Source organism: Paracoccus luteus (assembly GCF_004522155.1).
Taxonomy (GTDB): domain Bacteria; phylum Pseudomonadota; class Alphaproteobacteria; order Rhodobacterales; family Rhodobacteraceae; genus Paracoccus; species Paracoccus luteus.
In genome coordinates, this window is record NZ_SDEA01000006.1 from 93,830 (window position 1) to 115,591 (window position 21,762).

24 protein-coding genes and 2 tRNA genes are annotated in these 21,762 nt (G+C 70.4%); 8 read left to right on the forward strand and 18 right to left on the reverse strand.

Annotation, left to right across the window (positions count from 1 at the left end):
- Window positions 1–4 precede the first annotated feature (4 nt).
- From EPA64_RS09500 to EPA64_RS09510, 3 genes are read right to left on the reverse strand one after another with little or no spacing between them, the layout of a single operon-like run.
- The gene (locus EPA64_RS09500; protein ID WP_134726099.1) at window positions 5–1,108 is read right to left on the reverse strand and encodes a DNA polymerase III subunit delta'; all 1,104 of its coding nucleotides are present in this window, start codon (window positions 1,106–1,108) and stop codon (window positions 5–7) included.
- Window positions 1,105–1,809 (reverse strand): dTMP kinase, encoded by a 705-nt coding sequence (gene tmk / locus EPA64_RS09505; protein ID WP_134726101.1) that lies wholly within the window; start codon window positions 1,807–1,809, stop codon window positions 1,105–1,107. Before tmk ends, EPA64_RS09500 begins: the two co-directional genes overlap by 4 nt.
- A 17-nt stretch (window positions 1,810–1,826) precedes the next feature.
- A complete protein-coding gene (locus tag EPA64_RS09510) occupies window positions 1,827–2,969 on the reverse strand; it encodes a D-alanyl-D-alanine carboxypeptidase family protein (RefSeq protein ID WP_134726103.1) in 1,143 nt (380 codons plus the stop codon).
- A 185-nt stretch (window positions 2,970–3,154) separates the two neighbouring features.
- Between EPA64_RS09510 and EPA64_RS09515 the strand changes: the two genes are divergently transcribed.
- On the forward strand, window positions 3,155–3,520 hold the full coding sequence (locus tag EPA64_RS09515; protein WP_134726105.1) for a hypothetical protein: 366 nt from the start codon (window positions 3,155–3,157) through the stop codon (window positions 3,518–3,520).
- Here EPA64_RS09515 and EPA64_RS09520 read toward each other — a convergent pair.
- From EPA64_RS09520 to EPA64_RS09545, 6 genes are all read right to left on the reverse strand, one after another.
- On the reverse strand, window positions 3,517–4,089 hold the full coding sequence (locus EPA64_RS09520) for a thymidine kinase (protein ID WP_134726107.1): 573 nt from the start codon (window positions 4,087–4,089) through the stop codon (window positions 3,517–3,519). The genes EPA64_RS09515 and EPA64_RS09520 overlap by 4 nt on opposite strands.
- 90 nt (window positions 4,090–4,179) lie before the next feature.
- Complete coding sequence (locus EPA64_RS09525; RefSeq protein ID WP_425467024.1) at window positions 4,180–5,427, reverse strand: DEAD/DEAH box helicase; 1,248 nt, start codon at window positions 5,425–5,427, stop codon at window positions 4,180–4,182.
- Between the two features lie 425 nt (window positions 5,428–5,852).
- Window positions 5,853–6,302, reverse strand: a complete 450-nt coding sequence (dtd, locus tag EPA64_RS09530) for a D-aminoacyl-tRNA deacylase (protein WP_134726111.1) — start codon at window positions 6,300–6,302, stop codon at window positions 5,853–5,855.
- Window positions 6,299–6,703 (reverse strand): DUF6691 family protein, encoded by a 405-nt coding sequence (locus tag EPA64_RS09535; protein WP_220443742.1) that lies wholly within the window; start codon window positions 6,701–6,703, stop codon window positions 6,299–6,301. Before EPA64_RS09535 ends, dtd begins: the two co-directional genes overlap by 4 nt.
- 5 nt (window positions 6,704–6,708) lie before the next feature.
- Window positions 6,709–7,131 carry a YeeE/YedE family protein gene (locus EPA64_RS09540; protein ID WP_134726115.1) on the reverse strand — a complete coding sequence of 141 codons (423 nt, stop codon included), beginning with the start codon at window positions 7,129–7,131 and terminating at the stop codon, window positions 6,709–6,711.
- Between the two features lie 53 nt (window positions 7,132–7,184).
- Entirely contained in the window at window positions 7,185–7,412 is a 228-nt protein-coding gene (locus EPA64_RS09545; RefSeq protein ID WP_134726117.1) for a hypothetical protein, read from the reverse strand.
- 99 nt (window positions 7,413–7,511) lie between these two features.
- Here EPA64_RS09545 and EPA64_RS09550 point away from each other — a divergent pair, with 99 nt between their 5' ends.
- Entirely contained in the window at window positions 7,512–7,760 is a 249-nt protein-coding gene (locus EPA64_RS09550) for a DUF2312 domain-containing protein (protein ID WP_112874769.1), read from the forward strand.
- 39 nt (window positions 7,761–7,799) lie between these two features.
- Here EPA64_RS09550 and aroQ read toward each other — a convergent pair whose 3' ends face one another.
- The 4 genes from aroQ to EPA64_RS09570 form a co-directional block, all read right to left on the reverse strand.
- Complete coding sequence (gene aroQ, locus EPA64_RS09555) at window positions 7,800–8,249, reverse strand: type II 3-dehydroquinate dehydratase (protein WP_134726119.1); 450 nt, start codon at window positions 8,247–8,249, stop codon at window positions 7,800–7,802.
- 34 nt (window positions 8,250–8,283) lie between these two features.
- Window positions 8,284–9,480 carry a calcium-binding protein gene (locus EPA64_RS09560; protein ID WP_167626640.1) on the reverse strand — a complete coding sequence of 399 codons (1,197 nt, stop codon included), beginning with the start codon at window positions 9,478–9,480 and terminating at the stop codon, window positions 8,284–8,286.
- Window positions 9,481–9,564: 84 nt separating this feature from the next.
- A tRNA-Thr gene (locus tag EPA64_RS09565) sits at window positions 9,565–9,639 on the reverse strand.
- A 45-nt stretch (window positions 9,640–9,684) separates the two neighbouring features.
- Window positions 9,685–11,262 (reverse strand): ABC transporter permease, encoded by a 1,578-nt coding sequence (locus EPA64_RS09570; RefSeq protein WP_246026707.1) that lies wholly within the window; start codon window positions 11,260–11,262, stop codon window positions 9,685–9,687.
- Between the two features lie 211 nt (window positions 11,263–11,473).
- Here EPA64_RS09570 and EPA64_RS09575 point away from each other — a divergent pair, with 211 nt between their 5' ends.
- Window positions 11,474–12,349 (forward strand): hypothetical protein, encoded by an 876-nt coding sequence (locus EPA64_RS09575; protein WP_134726125.1) that lies wholly within the window; start codon window positions 11,474–11,476, stop codon window positions 12,347–12,349.
- Between the two features lie 130 nt (window positions 12,350–12,479).
- Here the strand turns inward: EPA64_RS09575 and EPA64_RS09580 are convergent, their stop codons facing one another.
- From EPA64_RS09580 to EPA64_RS09590, 3 genes are all read right to left on the reverse strand, one after another.
- Complete coding sequence (locus EPA64_RS09580; protein WP_134726127.1) at window positions 12,480–12,977, reverse strand: GNAT family N-acetyltransferase; 498 nt, start codon at window positions 12,975–12,977, stop codon at window positions 12,480–12,482.
- Between the two features lie 137 nt (window positions 12,978–13,114).
- On the reverse strand, window positions 13,115–13,750 hold the full coding sequence (parA, locus tag EPA64_RS09585; RefSeq protein ID WP_134726129.1) for a ParA family partition ATPase: 636 nt from the start codon (window positions 13,748–13,750) through the stop codon (window positions 13,115–13,117).
- A gap of 87 nt (window positions 13,751–13,837) precedes the next feature.
- Window positions 13,838–14,155, reverse strand: a complete 318-nt coding sequence (locus EPA64_RS09590; RefSeq protein ID WP_134726131.1) for an antibiotic biosynthesis monooxygenase family protein — start codon at window positions 14,153–14,155, stop codon at window positions 13,838–13,840.
- Between the two features lie 144 nt (window positions 14,156–14,299).
- Between EPA64_RS09590 and EPA64_RS09595 the strand changes: the two genes are divergently transcribed.
- Window positions 14,300–15,349, forward strand: coding sequence for a dipeptidase (locus EPA64_RS09595; RefSeq protein ID WP_134726132.1), 1,050 nt, complete (start codon window positions 14,300–14,302; stop codon window positions 15,347–15,349).
- 114 nt (window positions 15,350–15,463) lie between these two features.
- Here EPA64_RS09595 and EPA64_RS09600 read toward each other — a convergent pair whose 3' ends face one another.
- On the reverse strand, window positions 15,464–16,063 hold the full coding sequence (locus EPA64_RS09600) for a porin family protein (RefSeq protein WP_134726133.1): 600 nt from the start codon (window positions 16,061–16,063) through the stop codon (window positions 15,464–15,466).
- 130 nt (window positions 16,064–16,193) lie between these two features.
- Window positions 16,194–16,269: transfer RNA gene (locus EPA64_RS09605), tRNA-Val, on the reverse strand.
- A gap of 172 nt (window positions 16,270–16,441) precedes the next feature.
- Here EPA64_RS09605 and EPA64_RS09610 point away from each other — a divergent pair.
- From EPA64_RS09610 to EPA64_RS09625, 4 genes are all read left to right on the forward strand, one after another.
- Window positions 16,442–17,602 (forward strand): isovaleryl-CoA dehydrogenase, encoded by a 1,161-nt coding sequence (locus EPA64_RS09610; protein ID WP_134726134.1) that lies wholly within the window; start codon window positions 16,442–16,444, stop codon window positions 17,600–17,602.
- Window positions 17,602–18,096: a lysozyme inhibitor LprI family protein gene (locus EPA64_RS09615; protein WP_134726135.1), complete on the forward strand. Its 495-nt coding sequence runs from the start codon at window positions 17,602–17,604 to the stop codon at window positions 18,094–18,096. Before EPA64_RS09610 ends, EPA64_RS09615 begins: the two co-directional genes overlap by 1 nt.
- Entirely contained in the window at window positions 18,093–19,697 is a 1,605-nt protein-coding gene (locus tag EPA64_RS09620) for a carboxyl transferase domain-containing protein (protein WP_134726136.1), read from the forward strand. The genes EPA64_RS09615 and EPA64_RS09620 overlap by 4 nt, the downstream gene beginning before the upstream one ends.
- A 112-nt stretch (window positions 19,698–19,809) precedes the next feature.
- Window positions 19,810–21,741, forward strand: a complete 1,932-nt coding sequence (locus tag EPA64_RS09625) for an acetyl-CoA carboxylase biotin carboxylase subunit (protein WP_134726137.1) — start codon at window positions 19,810–19,812, stop codon at window positions 21,739–21,741.
- Window positions 21,742–21,762 lie beyond the last annotated feature (21 nt).

The following is a 21,762-nucleotide window of genomic DNA, read 5'->3' on the forward strand; positions in this document are numbered from 1 at the left end:
CGGGTCATCCTTGGCCCGTGGCGTCGCCGGCCTCGGGTCCCTGCGCCAGGGTCATCAGCATATCCATCACCAGCGCCGCAGGGTCAAGGTTGACCGCACGCCCGCGCCGGGCGCGGGCCGACAGCGCCGCCTGCGCCGCCGCCCAGCCGCGCGCCGCGCGGTCGTCGGGCGACAGCCGGGCCAGCGCCGCGCCCTCGCCATCCGCAGCCTCGGGCAGGGGCGGGCCCATCAGCCCGGCGCGCGCCGCCCGCGCAAGGAACCGGTCCAGCAGCGTCATCGTCAGGTCGAACGGATCGCCCGCGGCCGAGGCGCGGCCGCCCGCCGCGTCGGCCAGCGCCGCCGCGCGGGGCCGGTCCATCCGGGGCAGGGTGGCGAACAGATCGACGATCTGCTGATAGCGTTCCAGCCCGTCCTGTCCGGCCAGGCGCAATGCCTCGCCCACCGACCCGCCGGCCAGCGCGGCCAGCCGCGCGGGATCGCCCGCGACGTCCAGCGGCCCCAGCGCCGCGGCCATCGCATCGGGCGACAGCGGCGCCAGCCGCAGTTCGCGGCAGCGCGACCGGATCGTCGGCAGCAGCCGCGCCGGCTGATGCGCGACCAGCAGCAGGACGGCATCGCGCGGCGGCTCTTCCAGCAGCTTGAGGACCGCGTTCGCGGCCGAGGGGTTCATCTCGTCGGCGGCGTCGATGATGGCGACGCGCCGCCCGCCCTCGGCCGCGCTCATCTGGAAGAAGGACAGCAGGCGGCGGATCTCGTCCACCGTGATCTCGGCCCGCAGGCGGCCGGTCTTTTCGTCGGCCCCGCGGCGGACCAGATGCAGGCGCGGTTCCGAAAGCGCCAGCACGCGGCGCGCGACCGGGTGATCGGGCGCGACGGACAGGTCGGGGGCGGTGCCGCCCGCCAGCAGCCAGCGCGCCATCGCCCATGCCAGCGTCGCCTTGCCGGTCCCGCGCGGGCCGGTGATCAGCCATCCGTGATGCAGGCGCCGGGACAGCGCCGCGCCTGCGAAATCGGCGATGGCGCTGTTCTGCCCGAAGACGCGCGGCGTCTCGCGCGGGTGGGGCGCGCCGGGGACGCGGTCGGGTTCAGGCGCGGCGTCGTCGGTCATCGCAGGGCGGCAGGCAGCGCCGCGCGGACGCGCGCTGCGACGATGTCGGGGTCGCCGCTTCCGTCGATCAGGCGCACGCGGGCAGGAAACTCGAAGGCCAGTGTGCGGAACCCGTCGCGCAGCGCCAGCTGGAACGGCAGGCCCATCGATTCGAACCGGTCCTCGGCATCGCCGGAACCAGGGGCGCTGGCCGCCGTCGCGACGGCATGGGCCGCGCCGCGAACACCGGGCGCGACCACGGCCGCCGTGGCAAGCATCGCCGCCTGCCGCATCGAGGTGCGGGCCAAAGCCTCGGCCGGGTCGAGGTCGATGACCAGCGTCAGGTCCGGCTCGACCCCGATCACCAGCGCGTGCAGGGCATCGACCAGCGCCCGCAGCTCGCCGCGGGCGGCGCCCTGATAGACGCGGCTGGAATCGGCGAAACGATCGGTCACCACGACCGCGCCGCGGGCCAGCGCGGGGCGGATCGTGCGTTCCAGATGGTCGCGGCGGGCGGCGTTGAACAGCAAAAGCTCGGCTTGCGGGGACCAGCGCTCGCCCCGCCCCTCGACCAGCAGGCGGCGAATCTCCTCGGCCCCCGGCGAGCCGCCCGGCTCGCGCGTCAGCACGATTTCGCGCCCCGCGGCGCGCAGGTGATCGGCCAGCAGATGCGCCTGCGTCGACTTGCCGGACCCGTCGATCCCTTCAAGGCTGATGAACACCGCCGGCCCCGGTCGCGTCAGCCGCCGGCGGCGGTGACGGCGCGACTGCCCAGCCGCATCGCCGCCCCGCGCAGCCTTCCCAGCACCCCCGCGCGCGGCACGTCGGTCGCGGCCAGCAGCGGCAGCCGCGATTCCACGGCGCCGGGGATCGTCACGACCAGATCGCCCAGCCGCTGCCCGGCGGTGATCGGCGCCTCGACCGGGCCGTCGAACACGGCCTCGGCGGCGACGCCGTTTGCGGCGCCGGCGGGGATCAGGACGCGCACGCCGTCGGGCGTCGTCAGGGCCACGCGGCCCGACTGGCCCAGCCAGACCGGCGCCTCGGCCACGGTTTCACCTTTGGGAATCAGCGTCTTCATGGTGAATTGCCGGAAGGCCCAGTTCACGATGCGCTCGGATTCCTCGGCGCGGGCGCGCTCGCTTTCCAGCCCGGCCAGCACGAACACGATGCGCCGGTCGTCCTGCACGGCCGAACCGACCAGGCCGAATCCCGCCTCGACCGTGTGGCCGGTCTTCAGGCCGTCCGCCCCGATCCCCAGTCCCAGCAGCGGGTTGCGGTTGCTGCGGTTGGCGGGCGCGCGGTTGTCAAAGGCGTATTCCTGAATGGCGAAGGTCTTGTAGAGTTCGGGGAAATCCGTGATCAGATGCTGCGCCAGCAGCCCCAGATCATGCGCCGACATGCGGTGGTCGGGCGCGGGCCAGCCCGAGGCGTTGGCGAAGTTCGACTGCGTCAGCCCAAGCGCGCGACCCCGTTCGGTCATCTGGCGGGAAAACGCCTCCTCGGTGCCGGCCAGCCCCTCGGCCACCACGACGCAGGCGTCGTTGCCCGACAGCACGATGATGCCCTTGATCAGTTGTTCGACGGTCGGCCGGTCCCGTTCGTTCAGGAACATGGTCGAGCCCTTCATCTCGCGCGCCTTGGTCGAGACGGCAAACTGCGTGTCCATGCTGACGCGCCCCTCGTGCAGCGCCTCGAACAGCATATAGACGGTCATCAGCTTGGACATCGACGCGGGCGGCAGCGGCTGGTCGGCGTTCTTTTCCATCAGCACGCTGCCGGTGGACATGTCATAGACCCAGGCGGCCTGCGCGTTGGTGTCGAATGCCAGCGCGGGCAGGGGGGCCAGCGCCGCCAGCAGGATCAGAAGAAATGCGCGCATCGGTCGCTCCTTCGGCTGTTCAGGCGAGGGTTACAGGAACCAGGCCCCCCCCGCAACAAAGCAGGGAGGTCAGGGTTACCAGTCTGTTAACCGACTGATTCACATAAAATTATCTGGAATGTTCGCTTTGTGTTTCGACGCCGCTGCGCTAGCGACGGCCTGTGCAGAACACAAGGGAATTGATCATGAAACGTCTTGTTGCCGTCGCCGCCGCGGTCGCGACGCTGTCCGCCTGTGCCGACAAAAGCGACAGCATCGCGGCGGCCTATGTCTCGCCCATGAACTATCAGGGCATGTCCTGCCCCCAATTGGCCGAGGAGGCGCAGCGCGTCGCCGTGCGCGCCCAGCAGGCCGCGCAGGTCCAGGACAAGAAGGCGTCGAACGACGCCGCGGCCACGGCCGTCAGCCTGGTCCTGTTCTGGCCGGCCGCCTTCATGATCAAGGGTGACGGGCAGACGGCGGCCGAGGTGTCGCGGCTGAAAGGCGAAATGCAGGCGCTGGAGCAGGCGAACATCCAGCGGAAATGCGGCATCACCTTCCGCCGCGGCTAGCGCCCCATCGCGGCGCGCCAGTGGCGGCGGCAAAGCGAGACATAGCTCTCGTTGCCGCCGATCTGGATCTGCGCGCCCTCGTGCAGCGGCTCGCCGTCGGGACCAAGGCGGACCACCATCGTGGCCTTGCGCCCGCAATGGCAGATGGTGCGAACCTCGCGCAGGTCGTCGGCAAGCGCCAGCAGCGCGGCCGACCCCGGAAACAGCGCGCCGCGGAAATCGGTGCGCAGCCCATAGGCCATCACCGGCTGGTCAAGGTCGTCGGCGACCTGCGCCAACTGCCAGACCTGCCCGGCCGTCAGGAACTGCGCCTCGTCCACGAAGATGCAGGCGCAGCCTGCGCCCCGGTCGCGCACCAGCGCAAACAGGTCGGTCTCGGGGCCAAAACCGGTGGCGGGTTCCGAGATGCCGATGCGGCTGGCGATGCGCCCGGCGCCCGCGCGCTGGTCCAGCGCCGCCGTCAGCAGCAGCGTGGCCATCCCCCGTTCGCGGTAATTCCACGACGCCTGCAGCAGCAGCGTGCTTTTGCCGGCGTTCATGGTCGAATAATGGAAATACAGCTTGGCCATGCATGCCATCTGCCAAAGGCGCGGTTCCCCGGCAAGATGCCGATCCTGCCGGGGAACGCTTCAACAAACGCGCGGGGACGGGTGGTCCGCTCAGCGTTGGCCGGATTTCGGCGCGCGCGACGGGCGGCGGGCCGGGCGCTTGCGCAACGGGTCGGCCGTCATCGCGGGCTTGCCGCCGACCTTGCGCGCGGCCGGCACGGGGCCGACCGGCGGCTCGCCGCCCACGACGGGGATCACGGCCTTGATCGCCTTTTCGACGGCCCGCAGTTCGCCGATCTCGGCGGGGGCGCAGAACGCGACCGCGCGGCCGTCGCGCCCGGCCCGCGCGGTGCGGCCGATGCGGTGGACATAGTTTTCCGGCACGTTCGGCAGGTCATAGTTATAGATGTGCGCGACCTGCGGGATATCCAGCCCACGGGCCGCCACGTCCGTCGCCACCAGCACCTGCGTTTCCTCGGCGCGGAACGACGCCAGCGCCCGTTCGCGCTGGCCCTGGCTCTTGTTGCCGTGGATCGCCGCCACCTTGAAGCCCCATTTCTGCAGCAGCGTGGAAAGCTTTTCCGACCCGTGCTTGGTGCGGCCAAAGACGATCGCCAGCTCGCCCGGATGCTTCGACAGATATTCCGCCAGCAGCGCGGCCTTGTCGCCCTGGTTCACGAAATGCACGCCCTGGTCGATCTTGTCGGCGGGGCGGCCCGGCGGGTTCGCCTCGACCCGGACGGGTTCCTGCAGATAGCTGTCGGCCAGTTCTTCCATCAGCTTGGGCATGGTGGCGGAAAACAGCAGCGTCTGGCGGTCGGCCGGCAGCAGCTTGGCGATGCGGCGCAGCGCGTGGATAAAGCCGATGTCCAGCATCTGGTCGGCCTCGTCCAGCACCAGATAGCGGGTGTCGTCGAAGCGGATCGCCCGGCGCTCGATCAGGTCGATCAGGCGGCCGGGGGTGGCGATCAGCACGTCCACGCCACGCGCAAGGCGGTCAACCTGCACGTTGATCGACGCGCCGCCGACCACGCGGAACGCGCGGATGCCGGTGCCGTGGGCGAAGGATTCGACGTTCTTGGCGATCTGGGTGGCCAGTTCGCGGGTGGGCGCCAGGATCAGCGCGCGGCAGGTGCCCGGTTCCGGGCGCTTGCCCGCCACCAGCAGCCGCGTCAGCATCGGCAGCGAGAATGCGGCCGTCTTGCCGGTCCCGGTCTGCGCCAGCCCCAGCAGGTCGCGGCCCGCCACGATCGAGGGGATCGCCTGCGCCTGGATCGGCGTCGGCTCGGCCAGCCCCAAATCGGGCAGGTTGATCGCCACGCGCGGGTCGATGCCCATCCGCGTGAACGGCGTGTCCATGTCGGGGATCGCGCGGCGGATAAAGGGTTCGGCCTCGGCCGGGCCACGCTTGCGCGCGCCGCGCTTGGCCATGAAGCCTTCGGATTTCGGCTTGGCGGCCGCGCCAGCCGAGGCGTTGCGGTCGAACCGCGGCTTGCCCGGGCGCGCCGGGCGGGTGTCGGTCATCGTCATCGTTCGTTCCTGAAACGCGTCGGCCCCCGTATCGGGCCGCACGCATTGGCCCCGCGGGGCCGATGGGCCGCGACGGGACAGACGTAAGGGCGCGGGTCAGATACGAAACCCGCCGGCAACCCTTGCGTGACCTGGGAACCAATGAAGCGTCGGGCCCTGGCAGGAAACCTGCGGCTGCTCACGCGGCAGCGGACGGCGACTGGCAACAGATGGGCTGCAACGCCCCCCGAGTCAACCCGCAGCGCGCCGCAAATTCAGGCGCGGTCGGTGGTGTCCATCCAGATCGTCACCGGACCGTCGTTGACCAGCGCCACGCGCATGTCCGCGCCGAACTCTCCGGTCGCGACCGGCAGGCCCTGATCGCGCAAGGCCGCGGCAAAGCGCAGATACAGCGCCTCGCCCACATCCGGCGGGGCGGCGGTGGAAAAACCCGGCCGGTTGCCGGTGCGGGTGTCCGCCGCCAGCGTGAACTGGCTGACGACCAGCACCGCGCCGCCGGTGTCCAGGACCGAGCGGTTCATCCTGCCCGCATCGTCGCTGAAGATGCGCAGCCGGGCGATGCGGCCGGCCAGCCTGTCGGCCTGCGCCGCGTCGTCGCCCTGCATTGCGCAGACCAGCACCAGCAGCCCCGCGCCGATGCGGCCGGTGGACCGGCCCGCGACGGTCACCTCGGCCTCGGTCACGCGCTGGACCAGCGCCCTCATCCCAGCCACCGGGCGGCGCGCATGCCCGCCAGCATCGCCGCGACGAACAGCGCGACACCCGCCCCGCCGGTCAACAGCGAGGCGGCGGCCGGGCCGGGGCAATAGCCCGCCAGCCCCCAACCCAAGCCGAACAGCGCCGCGCCTCCTAACAGCCGCGCGTCAAGCCGGGCCGCTGCGGGGCCGGGCATCGGGTCGCCGGTGGCGGCCCGGTCCAGCCGGGCGGCCACGCGCCAGCCGACCGCCATCACGCCGACCGCCCCGGCCATGACAAAGGCCAGCGTGGGATCCCATGCCCCGAACAGGTCCAGAAACCCCCGCACCTTGCCGGGGTCGGTCATGCCCGAAACGACCAGCCCCGCGCCGAACAGCGCGCCGGTCAGCAGGGCGATGACGATGCGCATCGCCATCATGCCCACCCCGCCCAGCGGGCCAGCAGGACGCCAGCGACCCCGGATGCGACATAGGTCAGCGTGGCCGCGATCCCGCGCGGGGCCAGCCGCGACACCCCGCAGACCCCGTGACCCGACGTGCAGCCGTTCGCCAACCGCGAGCCGAACCCGACCAGCAGCCCCGCGAGGATCAGCACCGGCCAGCCGACCACCGGCGCGAACGCCGGCCCCGGCCCCAGCTGGACCAGCAGCGCGGGCACCAGGACCAGCCCCGCGACGAAGGCCGCGCGCTCGGCCCGGCGGGCTGAGGGCGCGGGCGCGATCAGCCCGGCGATCAGCCCGCTGGCCCCCATCACCTGGCCCATGCCGATCAGAAAGACGGCCGCGGCCGCGCCGATCATCAGCCCGCCCAGCAGGCCCAGCAGCCAGTCCAAAGGCATGGCGCCCCCCGTTCCTTCACCTGTCGCAGGATACATTCCGGTTGCGGAATACGTCAACGCCCCAGCATGATCCCCAGCACGACCGCCATCAGCCCCAGCATCGACGCGGCCAGCGCCGCCATGTTGACGGCGACCACTCGGCCCATCCTTGCACGCATGGCGGCGTCGTCCAGCCGGGCGCGCTTGGCCCGCGCCACGGCCACGATGCACCAGACGATCCCCGCCAGCCCCGCCGCGGTCAGCGCGGCGCCCCCCCAGATCACCAGGTCAAAGACGGTCATGGCGGCCTCCTTCTGCGGTTTGGCGCGCGTTAGCGGCGATTGCGCGGCGGGGCAAGACGCCCTAGACCACGGCCTCGACCAAGCGAAGGGACACAGCGGATGAGCGACGATCAGGCCTATGGCATCGCGGCGGGCGAACTGCGCCAGTTCATCGAACAATACGAACAGCTCGACGCCGAGAAAAGCGACGTGGCCGAGCGCCAGAAAGAACTGATGGCCGAGGCCAAGGCGCGCGGCTATGACACCAAGGTCATGCGCAAGGTCATCGCGCTGCGCAAGCGCGACAAGGACGACATCGCCGAGGAAGAGGCGATCCTGGACATGTACAAGGCCGCGCTGGGCATGTGACCCGCGCCGGGGCGGCGGCAGGGACAGGCCGGGGGAAGGTCAGCGCCCCGCGGCCGCCAGATGCGCGTCCAGCGCGTCGATCGCCAGCGCGTAGCCCTGCGCCCCGAACCCCGCGATCATCCCCACCGCCACCAGCGACACATAGCTGGTGTGGCGGAACGCCTCGCGCCGGTGGATGTTCGACAGATGCACCTCGGCCACCGGCAGATCGACCGACGACAGCGCATCCATCAGCGCGATCGAGGTGTGGGTGAACGCCCCGGCGTTCACGACGATGGCGCCATGCGCGCCCCGCGCGGCGTGGACGGCGTCGATCAGCGCCCCCTCGTGGTTCGACTGGACAAAGGCCACCTCGCGCCCCGCGCGGGCGGCGGCGGCGCGGCAGATCGCCTCGACATCGGCCAGCGTGGTGGTGCCATAGACATCGGGCTGGCGGGTGCCCAGCAGGTTCAGGTTCGGCCCGTTCAGGACCAGGATCGAGGCGGGCATCGCAAAAGCTCCGTCAGGTCGGGGGCGGCAGGGGTCATTGCAGCAGGAAGCTGTCCCTGAACGCGTCGATGGTGGTGTCCCGCACGATCAGCGCATGGCCACCCAACGTCAGCAGAACGTCGCCGTTCTGTTCGGCGCAGGCGGCAATCACCTGCGCCGCGGACGCGACGCCCAGCGCGGCGCGGTCGATCACGATCACATCCACCCCGTCCTGGAAGTCGGTGACCACGTCGCGTCCGGCCGCAAAGACAAAGCGGTCCGCGCCCGCGCCGCCGGTCAGCTGGTCGTTGCCGGCACCCCCGATCAGGACGTCGTTGCCGCCATTCCCGTTCAGCACGTCGTGGCCCGCCTGGCCGCGCAGCGTGTTGGCCGCGGCGTTGCCCCAGATGGCGTTATTGCCGCCATTGCCCGTGCCGTCGATCGCCGCCGTGCCGACCAGCCGCAGATGTTCAAGCGGAATGGCCAGCGTGTGGCTGGCCGCGGTTTCGACGGTGTCGATGCCGGCCCCCGCGGCCTCAAGGATGACGTCGGTCGCGTCCACGCGATACAGGTCGTTGCCCATTCCGCCGATCAGCGTGTCGGCGCCAAAGCCCCCGCCCAGCACGTTGTTGCCCGCCGTGCCGGTGATGCGGTTGGCCAGGGCGTTGCCGATGCCCTCTACGGCCGCGCCCGCCAGGGTCAGGTGTTCGACATGCAGCCCCAGCCGGTGGTCGACCCACGAGGTGACCAGATCGATGCCGCCGCCCGCCGCCTCGACCACGCGGTCAAGGGTGGTGTCCACGACGTAACGGTCGTTGCCCGCGCCCCCCTGCATCAGGTCGCTGCCGCGTCCGCCGTCGATCAGGTCGTTGCCGCCGTTGCCCAGCACCGTGTCGTTGCCGGCCAGCCCGACCAGCGTGTCGTGACCCGCGCTGCCGCTGATCCGGTCGGCGCCGGCCAGGACGGCACTCAGGATGCCGCCGGCGTCCTCGTCATCCAGCATCCAGGCAAACTCATAGGCGTCCAGATACAGGCCGGTGACGGAAAACACCGTCGCCCCGCCGCGGGTTTGCGTGATGCCGGTCAGCTGACCATAGACGTTGTAATCGTCATAGCTGAAATGGCCCTGATACCGCGTCCGCATCTCGCCCGCGGTGACGGTGATCTGTCGGCTGTCATAGCTGCTGATCGCTCCATAGTGGAACCCCAGGTCCAGCATGTTCACAGGCTGCCGAATGTCGATGATGGCCAATCCGAGTCGCTCCCCCATGCGCGTCTGGCGGCGACACTGATCCGGGGATCGGGCCGATGCAATGGGGCCCGCCGTCGCAGGCGCTGGTGCCGGTTGAGGGATTTGAACCCCCGACCCCCTGATTACAAATCAGACGCTCTACCACTGAGCTAAACCGGCGCGCGCTTTCGCAGATACGCGCTGGGCGGGCGGCGGGCAAGGGCGTCAGCGGCGCGCGGGGCCGAGGTTCGCGCGCGCCAGCAGCGCGACGGCCACCAGCCCCACCGCCATGACCAGCAGCGCGGCGGGGGCGGTGTTGCCCAGATCCTCCAGGCTGGCCTTTTCATGCACCCGCGTCGCCAGCGTCTCATAGTTGAAGGGGCGCAGCAGCAAGGTGGCCGGCAGCTCTTTCGAGCAGTCGACGAACACCAGCAGCAGCGCCGAGGCGACCGACCCGCGCATCAGCGGCACATAGAGGTCGCGCAGCACGCCGCCCGCGTTGCGCCCCAAGGACCGCGCCGCCATCGGCAGCGACGGCGGAACCCGCGTGAACGCCGCGTCCAGCGCCCCCTGTCCCAGCGCAAAGAACCGCACGACATAGGCCGCGACGATGGCGAAGCCGGTGCCGGTCAGGATCAGCCCCGGGTCGGTGCCGGTCAGCCGTTCCAGCGCATCGGCGATCCGGTGGTCCAGCGCCGCCAGCGGCACCAGGATGCCCACCGCCAGCACCGCCCCCGGCGCGGCATAGCCGATGGTCGTCACCGGCAGCAGCAGCCGGGGCAGGCGCAGCCCCGACAGGCGCACGCCATAGACCATGAACAGCGCCAGCGCGACGGTGGCGACCGCCGCCGCGCCGCCCAGCGTCAGCGTGTGGACCAGCGCCCGCAGCAGCCCCGGCCCGAACCAGCCCTGCGGATAGGACAGCGCGTAATGCCCGATCACCGCCACCGGCAGCACGAAACCCATCGCGAAGGGCAGGGCGCAGGCCAGGGTTGCCAGCCAGCCGCGCCAGCCGCGCAGACGCTGGCGGGTGACGGGGCGGGGCTGGCGCGCGCTTTGGTGATAGCGGGCGCGGCGGCGGCTGACCCGTTCCAGCAGCGACAGCACCACCACGATCGCAAGGATGACCAGTGCGATCTGCGCCGCGCCGCCGGCGTTCTGCCCCTCCAGCCAGGTGGTGAAGATGCCGGTGTTCAGGGTCTGCACGCCGAAATAGCTGACGACGCCGTAATCGGCGACGGATTCCATCATCGCGATGGCCGCGCCCGCGACGATGGCGGGGCGCGCCAGCGGCAGGCCCACGCGGCGGAACAGGCCCCAGCCGCCGGTGCCCAGGGCGCGCGCCACCTCATAGGCGCTGGCCGATTGTTCCGCCCAGGCGGTGCGCGCCAGCAGATAGACATAGGGGTAGAGCGCCGCGGCAAGGACCAGGATCGCGGCCTCGATCGACCGGATCTCGGGGAACCAATAGTCGCGGGCCGACTGCCAGCCCGCCGCCTCGCGCAGGGCGGTCTGCACCGGGCCGGAGTAATCCAGGAAATCCGCCAGCGCATAGGCCCCGATATAGGCGGGCACCGCCAGCGGCAGCATCAGCAGCCATCCCAGCGCGCGGCGTCCGGGAAAGTCGAACATCGTGACCAGCCACGCAGCACCCGTTCCGATGCAGGCGGCCAGCACGCCGGTTCCCAGCGCCAGAACGACGGTGTTGGCGAAATAGCGCGGCAGCGTCGTGGCGATCAGATGCGGCCAGATGTTGTCGGACGGGTTCAGCGCCATCCAGCCCACCGCCAGCACCGGGGCCATGACCAGCGCCGCGATGACCAGCGCGCCCGCCGACCACAGCAGACCGGCGCCGTGCCGCAGTTCCTGCACGGCGCGGCGTGGGGTGGGGCGCGGGGGAACCGATGCGTCCGTCATCGCCCATGCGCTAGCCCAAAGCGGTTTGACTGTCCACGCCGGGCCGCTAAGTTGCGCCCGCCGGAACGGCCGGCCAACGATCCGCAAGGGGACTGACATGCAGGTGGCGTTTCACTTCGGCAGCCACGGCACCGAACCCGAACGGATGATCAAGACCCTGATGGAGAACCGCGACTGGCTGCTGGCGAACGGCGTCGAGGTCGTGGCGCCCGGCCGGTTGAAAGGCGTGCTGGACGAGGCGGTCTCGTCGCTGGCGGGGGGGCAGGCCACCGCGCAGATGGAAGAGGTGATCTATGACGCGCTGCTGGACGGCGACGATGTCCGCCGGCTGATCATCTCGCAGGCGTCGCTGCTGGGCACGCCCGCCCGCAGCCTGTCGCCCAGCGGCTATTTCGCGCAGGCGGCGGGGCGCATCCGGGCGCTGGCCAACCTGTTTCCCAGCGCCGAGGTCGAGGTGTCGCTGGCGATCCAGAACCCGGCGCTGCAGATCCCGCATCTGGTGTCGCGGCTGCCCGACCCGTCGTTCGACCGCGCGATGGCGGGGCTGGACCCGCTGGCGATGCGCTGGGCGCCGTCGGTCCGCGCGATCCGCGAGGCGCTGCAGGGCCGGCGGCTGATCGTCTGGTGCTATGAGGACACGCCCCTGATCTGGCCCGAGGCGGTGCGCCGCGTGGCCACCATGCCGACGGACGTTCCGCTGAAGGCGGGCCTTGCGGTGCTGGGCGACATCCTGACCCCCGAGGGGCTGGCCGAACTGCGCGAGCGTCTGACCCAAGGCGGCCGCCTGACCGTCGCCGCCCGGCGCGAGCTGTTCGCCGATGTGCTGGGCCGACACGCCCGCCCCGAGGCCGTCCACGCCGAGGTGAACGGCGCCGCATGGAGCCAGGACATCGTGGACGCCATCACCGAGGCCTATGAGGACGACGTGGCCGAGATCGCGGCATTGCCGGGGGTCGAGTTCCTGTCACCCTAAAAGGGAAGGGCGCAGGCACGGGTGCGGATCAGCGGTCGAAAGGGCGCGAACGAGGGCAGCGGTCGATCGGGCTGCGATGGGCCAGCCTGCCCCGGACCGCCGATGCATCGCCGCGGCGGCCCGCCGGTCGTCACTCCGCGCCAAAGCCGGGATGATATTCGACCCGCCCATCCGGCGAGTGGCCCGTGAAGCTCAGGCTCATGAAATACGCGGCCGGAGCGCCCTCGTAGCGCAGGGCGTCGTCGTTCCTGAAACCGAAGCGGCGGTAATAGTCCGGCTCTCCCAGAACGACGCAGCCCGCCGCCCCGGACGCCCGAAGGCGGTCAAGTCCCTCGCGGACCAGCGCGGCGCCGATGCCTTGCCCCTGTCGATCGGGGCGGACCGCCAAGGGGCCGAGGCCGTGCCAGCCGACGTCCCTTCCGTCGATCATCACGGGCGAAAAGGCTGCGTGCCCGACGATCTCGCCGGCACCCACGGCAACCAGCGAAAGCGTCAGCGCGCCCGCGTCGCGCAAGGCCGCGATGATGGCCGGTTCGGTCTGGCGACTATGCGCGGCCTGCGCGAACGCTGCGGCCACGATGCTGGCGATTGCATCCTGATCGTTCGCCTGTTCCGGGCGTATTATCACGTCGTTTATCCCTGCAAGCCGCGGCCCGCGGCAGGTGGCGCTTTCCGGGCGCGTTTGCAACCGTGTTCGCGCGGGACAGATCGGCACGGGCCTGCGTCGATCCTCGCCCGACCCGCCGCACCGGGCCGGATTGCCCCTTACCCGCCCGCGTGGGCCAGCACTTCGTCGGTCAGCGCCGCCACCTCGTCGCGCGCGGCCGAGCGGGGGATCTCCATCGCCGCCTCGCCGCGGCCCAGCGTTTCGGCATAGGCCACGCGGTTGGCCAGTTGCGACTGCGCCACGGCGACGCCCAGGGCCGCCGCCCCGGCCGCGACCTCGGCCCCAAGGCGGGTGTTCGGGCGGGTGCGGTTCAGCACGACCAGCACCGGGCGTTTCTCGCGCGCGGCCAGATCCAGCACGCCCTCGGTCGCCCACAAATCCACCTGGCTGGAGGCCACCGGCACCACCACCAGGTCGGCCACGCGCAGCGCCGGGCGCAGGTCGCTTTCGATCTTGGGCGGCGTGTCGATCAGCACCACGTCAAACCGCTTGCGCAGCTTTTCGCTTTCATAGCTGGCGCCCCAGGCGGACGAGGTGGAAAACTCCAGCCCCTCGTCCTCGCCCATGCGGTCCAGCCGTTCCATGAACCAGCGCCCCAGGCTGCCCTGCGGATCGGTGTCCAGGACGGCGACGCGCAGACCCCGGCGGCGCAGCGCGACGGCCAGGTTGACGGTCAGCGTGGTCTTGCCGGACCCGCCCTTTTGCTGCGCCACAGTGATGATGCGTCCGGTCACGACTGTTCCCCCCGCTGCCGGTTCAGGATCATGCTGCATTGCAGCATAACCTCTCCGATGGCAATGCCGTGCGGCGCGGGCTGCCTGTTAGAAGACCGAGGCGACCTCGTACATCACCGGCTCGAAGCTGCGGCACATGGCGTGGATCGCGCGGTTGCGCGTCCGCATCTCGGCCGAGCGCAGCATCGCCTTGTAGTCCTCGCGCGATTGCCACTGCGAATAGCTGGCGATGCGGGTCTGGGCGTCGTTCAGGTGGACGGCCGCCGACACGAACCCCGGCTGGGCCGAGATGACGCCGACATAGGCGTCGTTCAACGCATCCAGCACGTCCTGGGCGGTGCCGGGCGTCACGTCAAAGGTGCAGATCACGGTCTGGACCGGCGCATCGGCGCGGATCTGGGTCATGGCACTCCTCCAGCGGCGTGGGTGCAGGATGACACGCCGCGCGGCCCGCGCAAAGGGCATGACGGCGCATTCTGCGCGGCCCCCCGCTTGTGTCCGCCCGGCGCCGCGGCGCAAGGTCGCGCCGGGCAGCAAAGGGGGCGCGCGGTGATTCCGGTATTCGACGGGCACAATGATTTCGTTCAGCGGCTGGTGGCCGCGGGGCCGGGGGCAGAGGCGCTGTGGCGCTGTGGCGACGGCACCGGCCACCTGGACCTGCCGCGCGTGCGCGCGGGCGGCATGGCGGGCGGGCTGTTCGCGATGTGGATGCCCGACAGCCAGCACGGCGACCTGGACGCGCTGCTGACGCAGATGCAGAACCCGCCCTTTGCGCTGGACCTGCCGGCGCAGGTGCCCCATGACGCCGCCCTGCCGCAGGCCTTTGCGCAGGCCGCGCATCTGCTGGCGTTGGACCGCGCCGGGCTGCTGCGCCTGTGCCGCAGCGCCGCCGACATCCGCGCCGCGATGGACGCGGGCGAAATCGCCGCAGTCCTGCACATGGAGGGCGCCGAGGCCATCCGCGACATGGACGCGCTGCATTTGTGGCACGCGGCGGGGCTGCGGTCGCTGGGGCCGGTCTGGTCGCGGCCGACCGCCTATGGAAACGGCGTGCCGTTCGCCTTCCCGTCGTCCCCCGACACGGGCGAGGGGCTGACGCCCTTGGGCCACGCGCTGGTGCGCGAATGCAATGCGCTGCGGATCATGCTGGATTTGTCGCACCTGAACGAAAAGGGCTGCGACGACGTGGCGCGGATCAGCGACGCGCCGCTGGTGGCCAGCCATTCCTGCGCCCACGCCATCGCGCCCAGCTCGCGCAACCTGACCGACCGGCAGCTGCGCCAGATCGCGGATTCGGGCGGGCTGGTCGGGCTGAACTTTGCCAGCGGCTTCCTGCGCCCCGACGGCAAGCGCCTGCCGGTCGAGGGGTTCGACACGATTCTGCGCCACCTGGACCATTTGCTGGGCATATTGGGCGAGGACGGCGTCGCCTTGGGGTCTGATTTCGACGGCGCGCTGATGCCCGCCGACCTGCCCGATGCCGCCGCCCTGCCGCGGCTGCTGGACGCGATGCAGGCCCACGGCTATGGCCCGGCGCTGGTCGAAAAGATCGCGTGGCGCAACTGGGTGGGCGTGCTGGAACGCACCTGGGGCGGGTAGGTGCCGGGGGCCAGGGCCGGCCGCTGAAAGGATCGTTCGCGACGAACCGGCGGCCCCGAAACGGAAAAAGACGCCGCGGGTGCGGCGTCTTTCCAGTGTCGGTCAGGACCGGCTTCAGAACCGGAACGATGCGTTCACGCCGATGGTGCTGGCGTCGATGTCGACATCGCCGAGTCCGGTGTCGACCTCGAACGTGTTGACCATGTATTCGGCGCCCAGCATGAAACGCGGCGTCGCCATGAACTTGACCCCGACGCCATAGCCGAAGCCGGTCTCGTCGGCATCGGCGCCGCCGACCTCGAGTTCGCCACGCGCGACGCTGATCGCGGCATAGGGCAGCACCCGGCCGGCGTCATAACCCGCCAGCAGCTTGCCGCGCAGCAGGTTGCCTTCGGCATCGAAGCCGTCGCCTTCCAGATCGTCCAGCTTGTCATAGGACAGCTCGGCGCCGCCCACGAACCGGCCGAAGTCGCGCAGATAGCCCGCGTGCACGCCATAGTGGTTGCCGTCCAGCTCGGCGCCACCGTCAACCTCGACGTCCGACTTGCCGAACTGCAGACCGCCATAGAAGCCGGTCCAGTCGGCGGTCGTCTCGACGACCGGGGTGACGACGACGGGCGCGGTTTCGACCACAGGGGCGACATAACCGCCGGCCACGGCAACTGCGGCGCTGCCCGACAGCAGGGCGGCGGCGATGAGACTGGTCTTGAACATGCTTTATCCTTCTTCGTTAGCAACCGCCGACCTATGGTCCGCGGCCCGGAACTTCCAGCGAACGGAGGGGCCAGCGGCGCGGGGAGGGTGATAAAAATGTCACGCGGTGCGCAAGTGACGCAACGGCGTGTGGTGGGCGGTGAGGGGCTCGAACCCCCGACATTTTCGGTGTAAACGAAACGCTCTACCAACTGAGCTAACCGCCCGCGCCGCCGCTTATTGCAACCGCGGCCGCCATGCGCAAGCCGCGACGCCCCGCCCCACGTGACCGCAGACAGGCGCGCCGCCCCGCGCTAAGCTTTCTGTTGACCGGCGGTCCCGTCCTGCGGCATAAGCCGGTTAACTGAACGATCGTTCAATAATCTGGGGAGGGGTCGGATGTTCACCCGCGGCATGGAATTCGATCTGGGCGAGGATGTGAACGCGCTGCGCGACATGGTGCATCGCTGGGCGCAGGACCGGGTCCGGCCGATGGCCGCCGAAATCGACCGCAGCAACGACTTTCCGGCCGCGCTGTGGCGCGAGATGGGCGATCTGGGCCTGCTGGGCATCACCGTCCCCGAGGAGTTCGGCGGCGCGGGCATGGGATACCTGGCCCACACCATCGCGGTCGAGGAGATCGCGCGGGCCAGCGCCAGCGTCAGCCTGTCCTATGGCGCGCATTCCAACCTTTGCGTGAACCAGCTGAAGCTGAACGGGTCCGACGAGCAGAAGGCGAAATACCTGCCGCAACTGTGTTCAGGCGAACACGTCGGTGCGCTGGCCATGTCCGAGGAAGGGGCAGGGTCGGATGTCGTCGGCATGAAGCTGCGGGCCGAGAAGCGCAACGGCTACTATGTTCTCAACGGCAACAAATACTGGATCACCAACGGCCCCGACGCCGACACGCTGATCGTCTATGCCAAGACCGACCCCGAGGCGGGCAGCAAGGGCATGACCGCCTTTATCGTCGAGCGCGGCTTCAAGGGTTTTTCCACCGGCCCGCATTTCGACAAGCTGGGGATGCGGGGGTCCAACACCGGCGAGTTGATCTTCGAGAACTGCGAGGTTCCGTTCGAGAATGTCCTTGGGTCCGAAGGCAAGGGCGTGCGCGTCCTGATGTCGGGGCTGGACTATGAGCGCCTGGTCCTGTCGGGGATCGGCACCGGCATCATGGCGGCGTGTCTGGACGAGGTGATGCCCTATGTCCGCGAGCGGAAACAGTTCGGCCAACCCATCGGGTCGTTCCAGCTGATGCAGGGCAAGATCGCCGACATGTATGTCGCGCTGAACACCGCCCGCGCCTATGTCTACGAGGTGGCGCGCGCATGCGATGCGGGCCGCGTCACGCGGCAGGACGCGGCGGGCGCGGTGCTTTACGCCAGTGAACAGGCGATGGTGCAGGCCCATCAGGCCGTGCAGGCGCTGGGGGGCGCGGGGTTCCTGAACGACAGCGCGGTCAGCCGCCTGTTCCGCGACGCCAAGCTGATGGAGATCGGGGCGGGCACCAGCGAGATCCGGCGGATGCTGATCGGGCGCGAACTGATGGCGCTGGACTGATGCGCGTGCTGATCCTGACATTGTTGCTGGCCTCGCCCGCGCTGGCGCAGAACGGACCGCCCTATGACGGCAAGCTGCTTTCCTCCTGCCTCGAGGGCGCCGGCGATAATCCGCGCGTTTGTATCGGAAAGGCATCCGACGCATGCATGGCGGGTCCGGGCGGGGATACGACAGTCGGCATGGTCGAGTGCCTGAGCGCCGAAAGCAAGGCTTGGGACAATCTTTTGAACGCCAGCTATGGCAAGGCGCTGACGGCCGCGAAGGCCGCCGATGCCGAATTGATGCAGTTGGGTTCCGCTGCGGAACCCGCCGCGCCCGTGCTGCAACAGGCGCAGCGCGACTGGATCGCCTTTCGCGATGCCAGTTGCCGCTATGCCTCCCTGCAATTTCAGGGTGGAACCGCAGGCGGCCCGGCGGCGGCAGGCTGCATGATGGAACTGACCGCGGATCAGGCGCTGCGCCTGGGCGCGATGACGGGGGAGCAGGGACAATGAAGCTTGCCACATCGGCCCTGCCGTCGTCAGAGGGCTTCCGCGCCAACCGGCAGGCGCATCTGGACATGCTCGACACCATCCGGCAGGCGGCGGATGCCGCGGCGGCGGGGGGCGGGGCGGATGCGCTGGCCCGACACACCGCGCGCGGCAAGATGCCCCCGCGCGAGAGGGTGGCGAACCTGCTGGACCCCGGCTCGCCGTTCCTGGAGATCGGGGCGACGGCGGCGCACGGGATGTATGACGATGCCGCGCCGGGCGCGGGCGTGATCGCGGGCGTTGGCCGCGTCCACGGGCAGGATGTGATGGTCGTCGCCAACGACGCCACCGTGAAGGGCGGCACCTACTATCCGATGACGGTGAAAAAGCACCTGCGCGCGCAGGAGATCGCCGAGGCCTGCTGCCTGCCCTGCGTCTATCTGGTCGACTCCGGGGGGGCGAACCTGCCCAACCAGGACGAGGTCTTCCCCGACCGCGACCATTTCGGCCGCATCTTCTTCAACCAGGCGCAGATGTCGGCCCGCGGCATCCCCCAGATCGCCGTGGTGATGGGAAGCTGCACGGCGGGCGGCGCCTATGTCCCCGCCATGTCGGACGTCACCATCATCGTGCGCGATCAGGGCACCATCTTCCTCGCAGGCCCGCCGCTGGTGCGTGCCGCGACCGGCGAGGTCGTCAGCGCCGAGGATCTGGGCGGCGGCGACGTCCACACGCGCCTGTCCGGCGTGGCGGATTATCTGGCCGAGGACGACGCCCATGCGCTCGCGCTGGCCCGCCGCGCCGTCAGCCACCTGAACCGTCGCCTGCCGCAGACGGTGGTCTGGCAATCGCCGGAAGCCCCCCTCTACGACCCCGAGGAAATCCTCGGCGTCGTCCCCGCCGACCTGCGCACCCCCTACGACATCCGCGAGGTCATCGCCCGCACCGTGGACGGAAGCCGCTTCGACGAGTTCAAGCCGCGTTTCGGGGAAACGCTGGTGACGGGCTTCGCCCATGTCGAGGGCTGCCCCGTCGGCATCATCGCCAACAACGGCGTGATCTTCAGCGAGGCCGCCCAGAAGGGCGCGCATTTCATCGAGCTTTGCTCGCAGCGATCGATCCCGCTGGTCTTCCTGCAGAACGTCACCGGCTTCATGGTCGGCCGGAAATACGAGAACGAGGGCATCGCCCGCCACGGCGCCAAGATGGTGACGGCGGTGGCGACGACGGCGGTGCCCAAGATCACCATGCTGGTCGGCGGCAGCTTCGGCGCCGGCAACTACGGCATGGCGGGACGCGCCTATTCGCCGAGGTTCCTGTGGACCTGGCCCAACAGCCGCATCAGCGTCATGGGCGGCGAGCAGGCGGCGGGCGTGCTGGCCACCGTCCGCCGCGAGGGCATCGAGCGCAAGGGCGGCAGCTGGAGCGCCGAGGATGAGGCCGAGTTCAAGCGTCCCACCGTCGAGATGTTCGACCGTCAGTCGCACCCGCTCTACGCCTCGGCCCGCCTCTGGGACGATGGCGTGGTGGACCCGCGCAAGACCCGCGACGTGCTGGCGCTGTCCTTGCGGGCCAGCCTGAACGCCCCGATCGAGCCGACGCGCTTCGGCGTCTTCAGGATGTGACGATGCGCGGGCTTCCGGGTCTTTCTTCTTTGCACAAATATCCCGCGGGATCGTCGTATACGACGATGGGGGCGCGAAGCCTCGATCCGGCGCGGCAACATGAGGCACCCGCATGTTCAGCAAGATCCTGATCGCCAACCGGGGCGAGATCGCCTGCCGCGTCATCGACACCTGCCGCAGGCTCGGCGTCGGCACCGTCGCGGTCTATTCCGACGCCGACCGCGGCGCGCGGCACGTGGCGATGGCGGACGAGGCCGTCCATATCGGCGGCCCCGCGCCCAAGGACAGCTATCTGCGCGGCGACGCGATCATCCAGGCGGCGCTGGACACCGGCGCGCAGGCGATCCATCCGGGCTATGGCTTCCTGTCGGAAAACCCCGCCTTCGTGGACGAGGTGGCGGCGGCGGGGCTGGTCTTCATCGGCCCGTCGGCCGACGCGATCCGGGCAATGGGCCTCAAGGACGCGGCCAAGGCGCTGATGGAAAAGGCGGGCGTGCCGGTCGTTCCCGGCTATCACGGCGACAACCAGGATGCGGCCTTCCTTGCCGGTCAGGCCGACCGCATCGGGTATCCCGTGCTGATCAAGGCGGTCGCCGGGGGCGGCGGCAAGGGGATGCGCAAGGTTGATCGCCCCGGCGGCTTTGCCGACGCGCTGGCATCCGCGCAGGGCGAGGCGCAGACCGCCTTCGGCAACCCCGCCGTCCTGATCGAGCGATACGTCACCGCCCCCCGCCACATCGAGGTGCAGGTCTTCGGCGACGGCCTGCGCGCCGTCCATCTGTTCGAACGCGACTGTTCCCTGCAGCGCCGCCACCAGAAGGTGATCGAGGAGGCCCCGGCCCCCGGCATGACCCCCGAGATGCGCGACGCGATGGGCAGCGCCGCCGTCCGCGCGGCCGAGGCCATCGGCTATGCCGGGGCGGGCACCATCGAGTTCATCGTGGACGGCAGCCACGGCCTGCGGCCTGACGGCTTTTGGTTCATGGAGATGAACACCCGCCTGCAGGTCGAGCATCCCGTGACCGAGGCGATCACCGGCGTCGATCTGGTCGAATGGCAGTTGCGTGTCGCCAGCGGAGAGCCGCTGCCCGCGCGCCAGCAGGATCTGACCATCACCGGCCATTCGTTCGAGGCGCGGCTTTACGCCGAGGACGTGCCGGCCGGTTTCCTGCCCGCGACGGGGCGGCTGGCGCATCTGCGCTTTGCCGATGGCGCGCGCAACGAAACCGGGGTGCGGCAGGGCGACGCCATCAGCCCCTGGTATGACCCGATGATCGCCAAGGTCGTGACCCACGCGCCCACCCGCGCCATCGCGCTGAAGGCGCTGGAACAGGCGCTGGTCGATACCGAGGTGGCGGGCACCGTCACCAACCTGGATTTCCTGATCGCGCTGACCCGGCATGACGGCTTTCGGCGGGGCGAGGTCGATACCGGCCTGATCGACCGCGACCTGCCCCGGCTGCTGGACCAGGCCGAACCCCCGGATGAGACGCGGGCGCTGGCGGCGCTGGGCGTGGCGGGGCTGCACGACCCGGACGTGCGCGGCGGCGTCAGCCTGTGGGCACCGCTGAGGCGCACGGTCACATGGGACGGTGGCGAGGCCATCGTCGAGGTGCTTGGCCCCGGCGCCGCGCGCGTCACCCTGGACGGCGTGGCGCATCACGTCGCCTGGCAGGGCGGGCGCTGGTGGGTGAACGGCGCGCCGCGCCGGTCGCGCATCGTCAGCCACCCGGCGGGCGTCAGCGTCTTCGGCGGGCGCAGCCTGACGCTGGTGCCGCAGGATCCGCTGGACCGCCAGACCGAGGCGACAGGCAGCGGTCTGACGCTGTCGCCCATGCCGGGACTGGTCAAGGCGGTGTTCGTGACCGCCGGGCAAGACGTCGCGGCGGGCGACCGGCTGGCCATCCTCGAGGCGATGAAGATGGAACACACCCTGACCGCCGCCCGCGACGGCACCGTGGCCGAGGTGCTGGCGCAGGCGGGCGACCAGGTCGAGGCCGGCGCGCCCCTGATCCGGCTGTCGGACGAGGACGCGGCCCTCTAGGCTGGCCCCACCGGTAAAGGA

Bases quoted from the DNA above. Each gene is read 5' to 3' on its own strand.
- EPA64_RS09500 (WP_134726099.1), bottom strand. From the start codon at position 1,108: ATGACCGACGACGCCGCGCCTGAACCCGACCGCGTCCCCGGCGCGCCC.
- EPA64_RS09510 (WP_134726103.1), bottom strand. From the start codon at position 2,969: ATGCGCGCATTTCTTCTGATCCTGCTGGCGGCGCTGGCCCCCCTGCCC.
- EPA64_RS09515 (WP_134726105.1), top strand. From the start codon at position 3,155: ATGAAACGTCTTGTTGCCGTCGCCGCCGCGGTCGCGACGCTGTCCGCC.
- EPA64_RS09520 (WP_134726107.1), bottom strand. From the start codon at position 4,089: ATGGCCAAGCTGTATTTCCATTATTCGACCATGAACGCCGGCAAAAGC.
- EPA64_RS09525 (WP_425467024.1), bottom strand. From the start codon at position 5,427: ATGGACACGCCGTTCACGCGGATGGGCATCGACCCGCGCGTGGCGATC.
- dtd (WP_134726111.1), bottom strand. From the start codon at position 6,302: ATGAGGGCGCTGGTCCAGCGCGTGACCGAGGCCGAGGTGACCGTCGCG.
- EPA64_RS09535 (WP_220443742.1), bottom strand. From the start codon at position 6,703: ATGCGCATCGTCATCGCCCTGCTGACCGGCGCGCTGTTCGGCGCGGGG.
- EPA64_RS09540 (WP_134726115.1), bottom strand. From the start codon at position 7,131: ATGCCTTTGGACTGGCTGCTGGGCCTGCTGGGCGGGCTGATGATCGGC.
- EPA64_RS09545 (WP_134726117.1), bottom strand. From the start codon at position 7,412: ATGACCGTCTTTGACCTGGTGATCTGGGGGGGCGCCGCGCTGACCGCG.
- EPA64_RS09550 (WP_112874769.1), top strand. From the start codon at position 7,512: ATGAGCGACGATCAGGCCTATGGCATCGCGGCGGGCGAACTGCGCCAG.
- aroQ (WP_134726119.1), bottom strand. From the start codon at position 8,249: ATGCCCGCCTCGATCCTGGTCCTGAACGGGCCGAACCTGAACCTGCTG.
- EPA64_RS09570 (WP_246026707.1), bottom strand. From the start codon at position 11,262: ATGGCCCCGGTGCTGGCGGTGGGCTGGATGGCGCTGAACCCGTCCGAC.
- EPA64_RS09575 (WP_134726125.1), top strand. From the start codon at position 11,474: ATGCAGGTGGCGTTTCACTTCGGCAGCCACGGCACCGAACCCGAACGG.
- EPA64_RS09590 (WP_134726131.1), bottom strand. From the start codon at position 14,155: ATGACCCAGATCCGCGCCGATGCGCCGGTCCAGACCGTGATCTGCACC.
- EPA64_RS09600 (WP_134726133.1), bottom strand. From the start codon at position 16,063: ATGTTCAAGACCAGTCTCATCGCCGCCGCCCTGCTGTCGGGCAGCGCC.
- EPA64_RS09610 (WP_134726134.1), top strand. From the start codon at position 16,442: ATGTTCACCCGCGGCATGGAATTCGATCTGGGCGAGGATGTGAACGCG.
- EPA64_RS09615 (WP_134726135.1), top strand. From the start codon at position 17,602: ATGCGCGTGCTGATCCTGACATTGTTGCTGGCCTCGCCCGCGCTGGCG.
- EPA64_RS09620 (WP_134726136.1), top strand. From the start codon at position 18,093: ATGAAGCTTGCCACATCGGCCCTGCCGTCGTCAGAGGGCTTCCGCGCC.
- EPA64_RS09625 (WP_134726137.1), top strand. From the start codon at position 19,810: ATGTTCAGCAAGATCCTGATCGCCAACCGGGGCGAGATCGCCTGCCGC.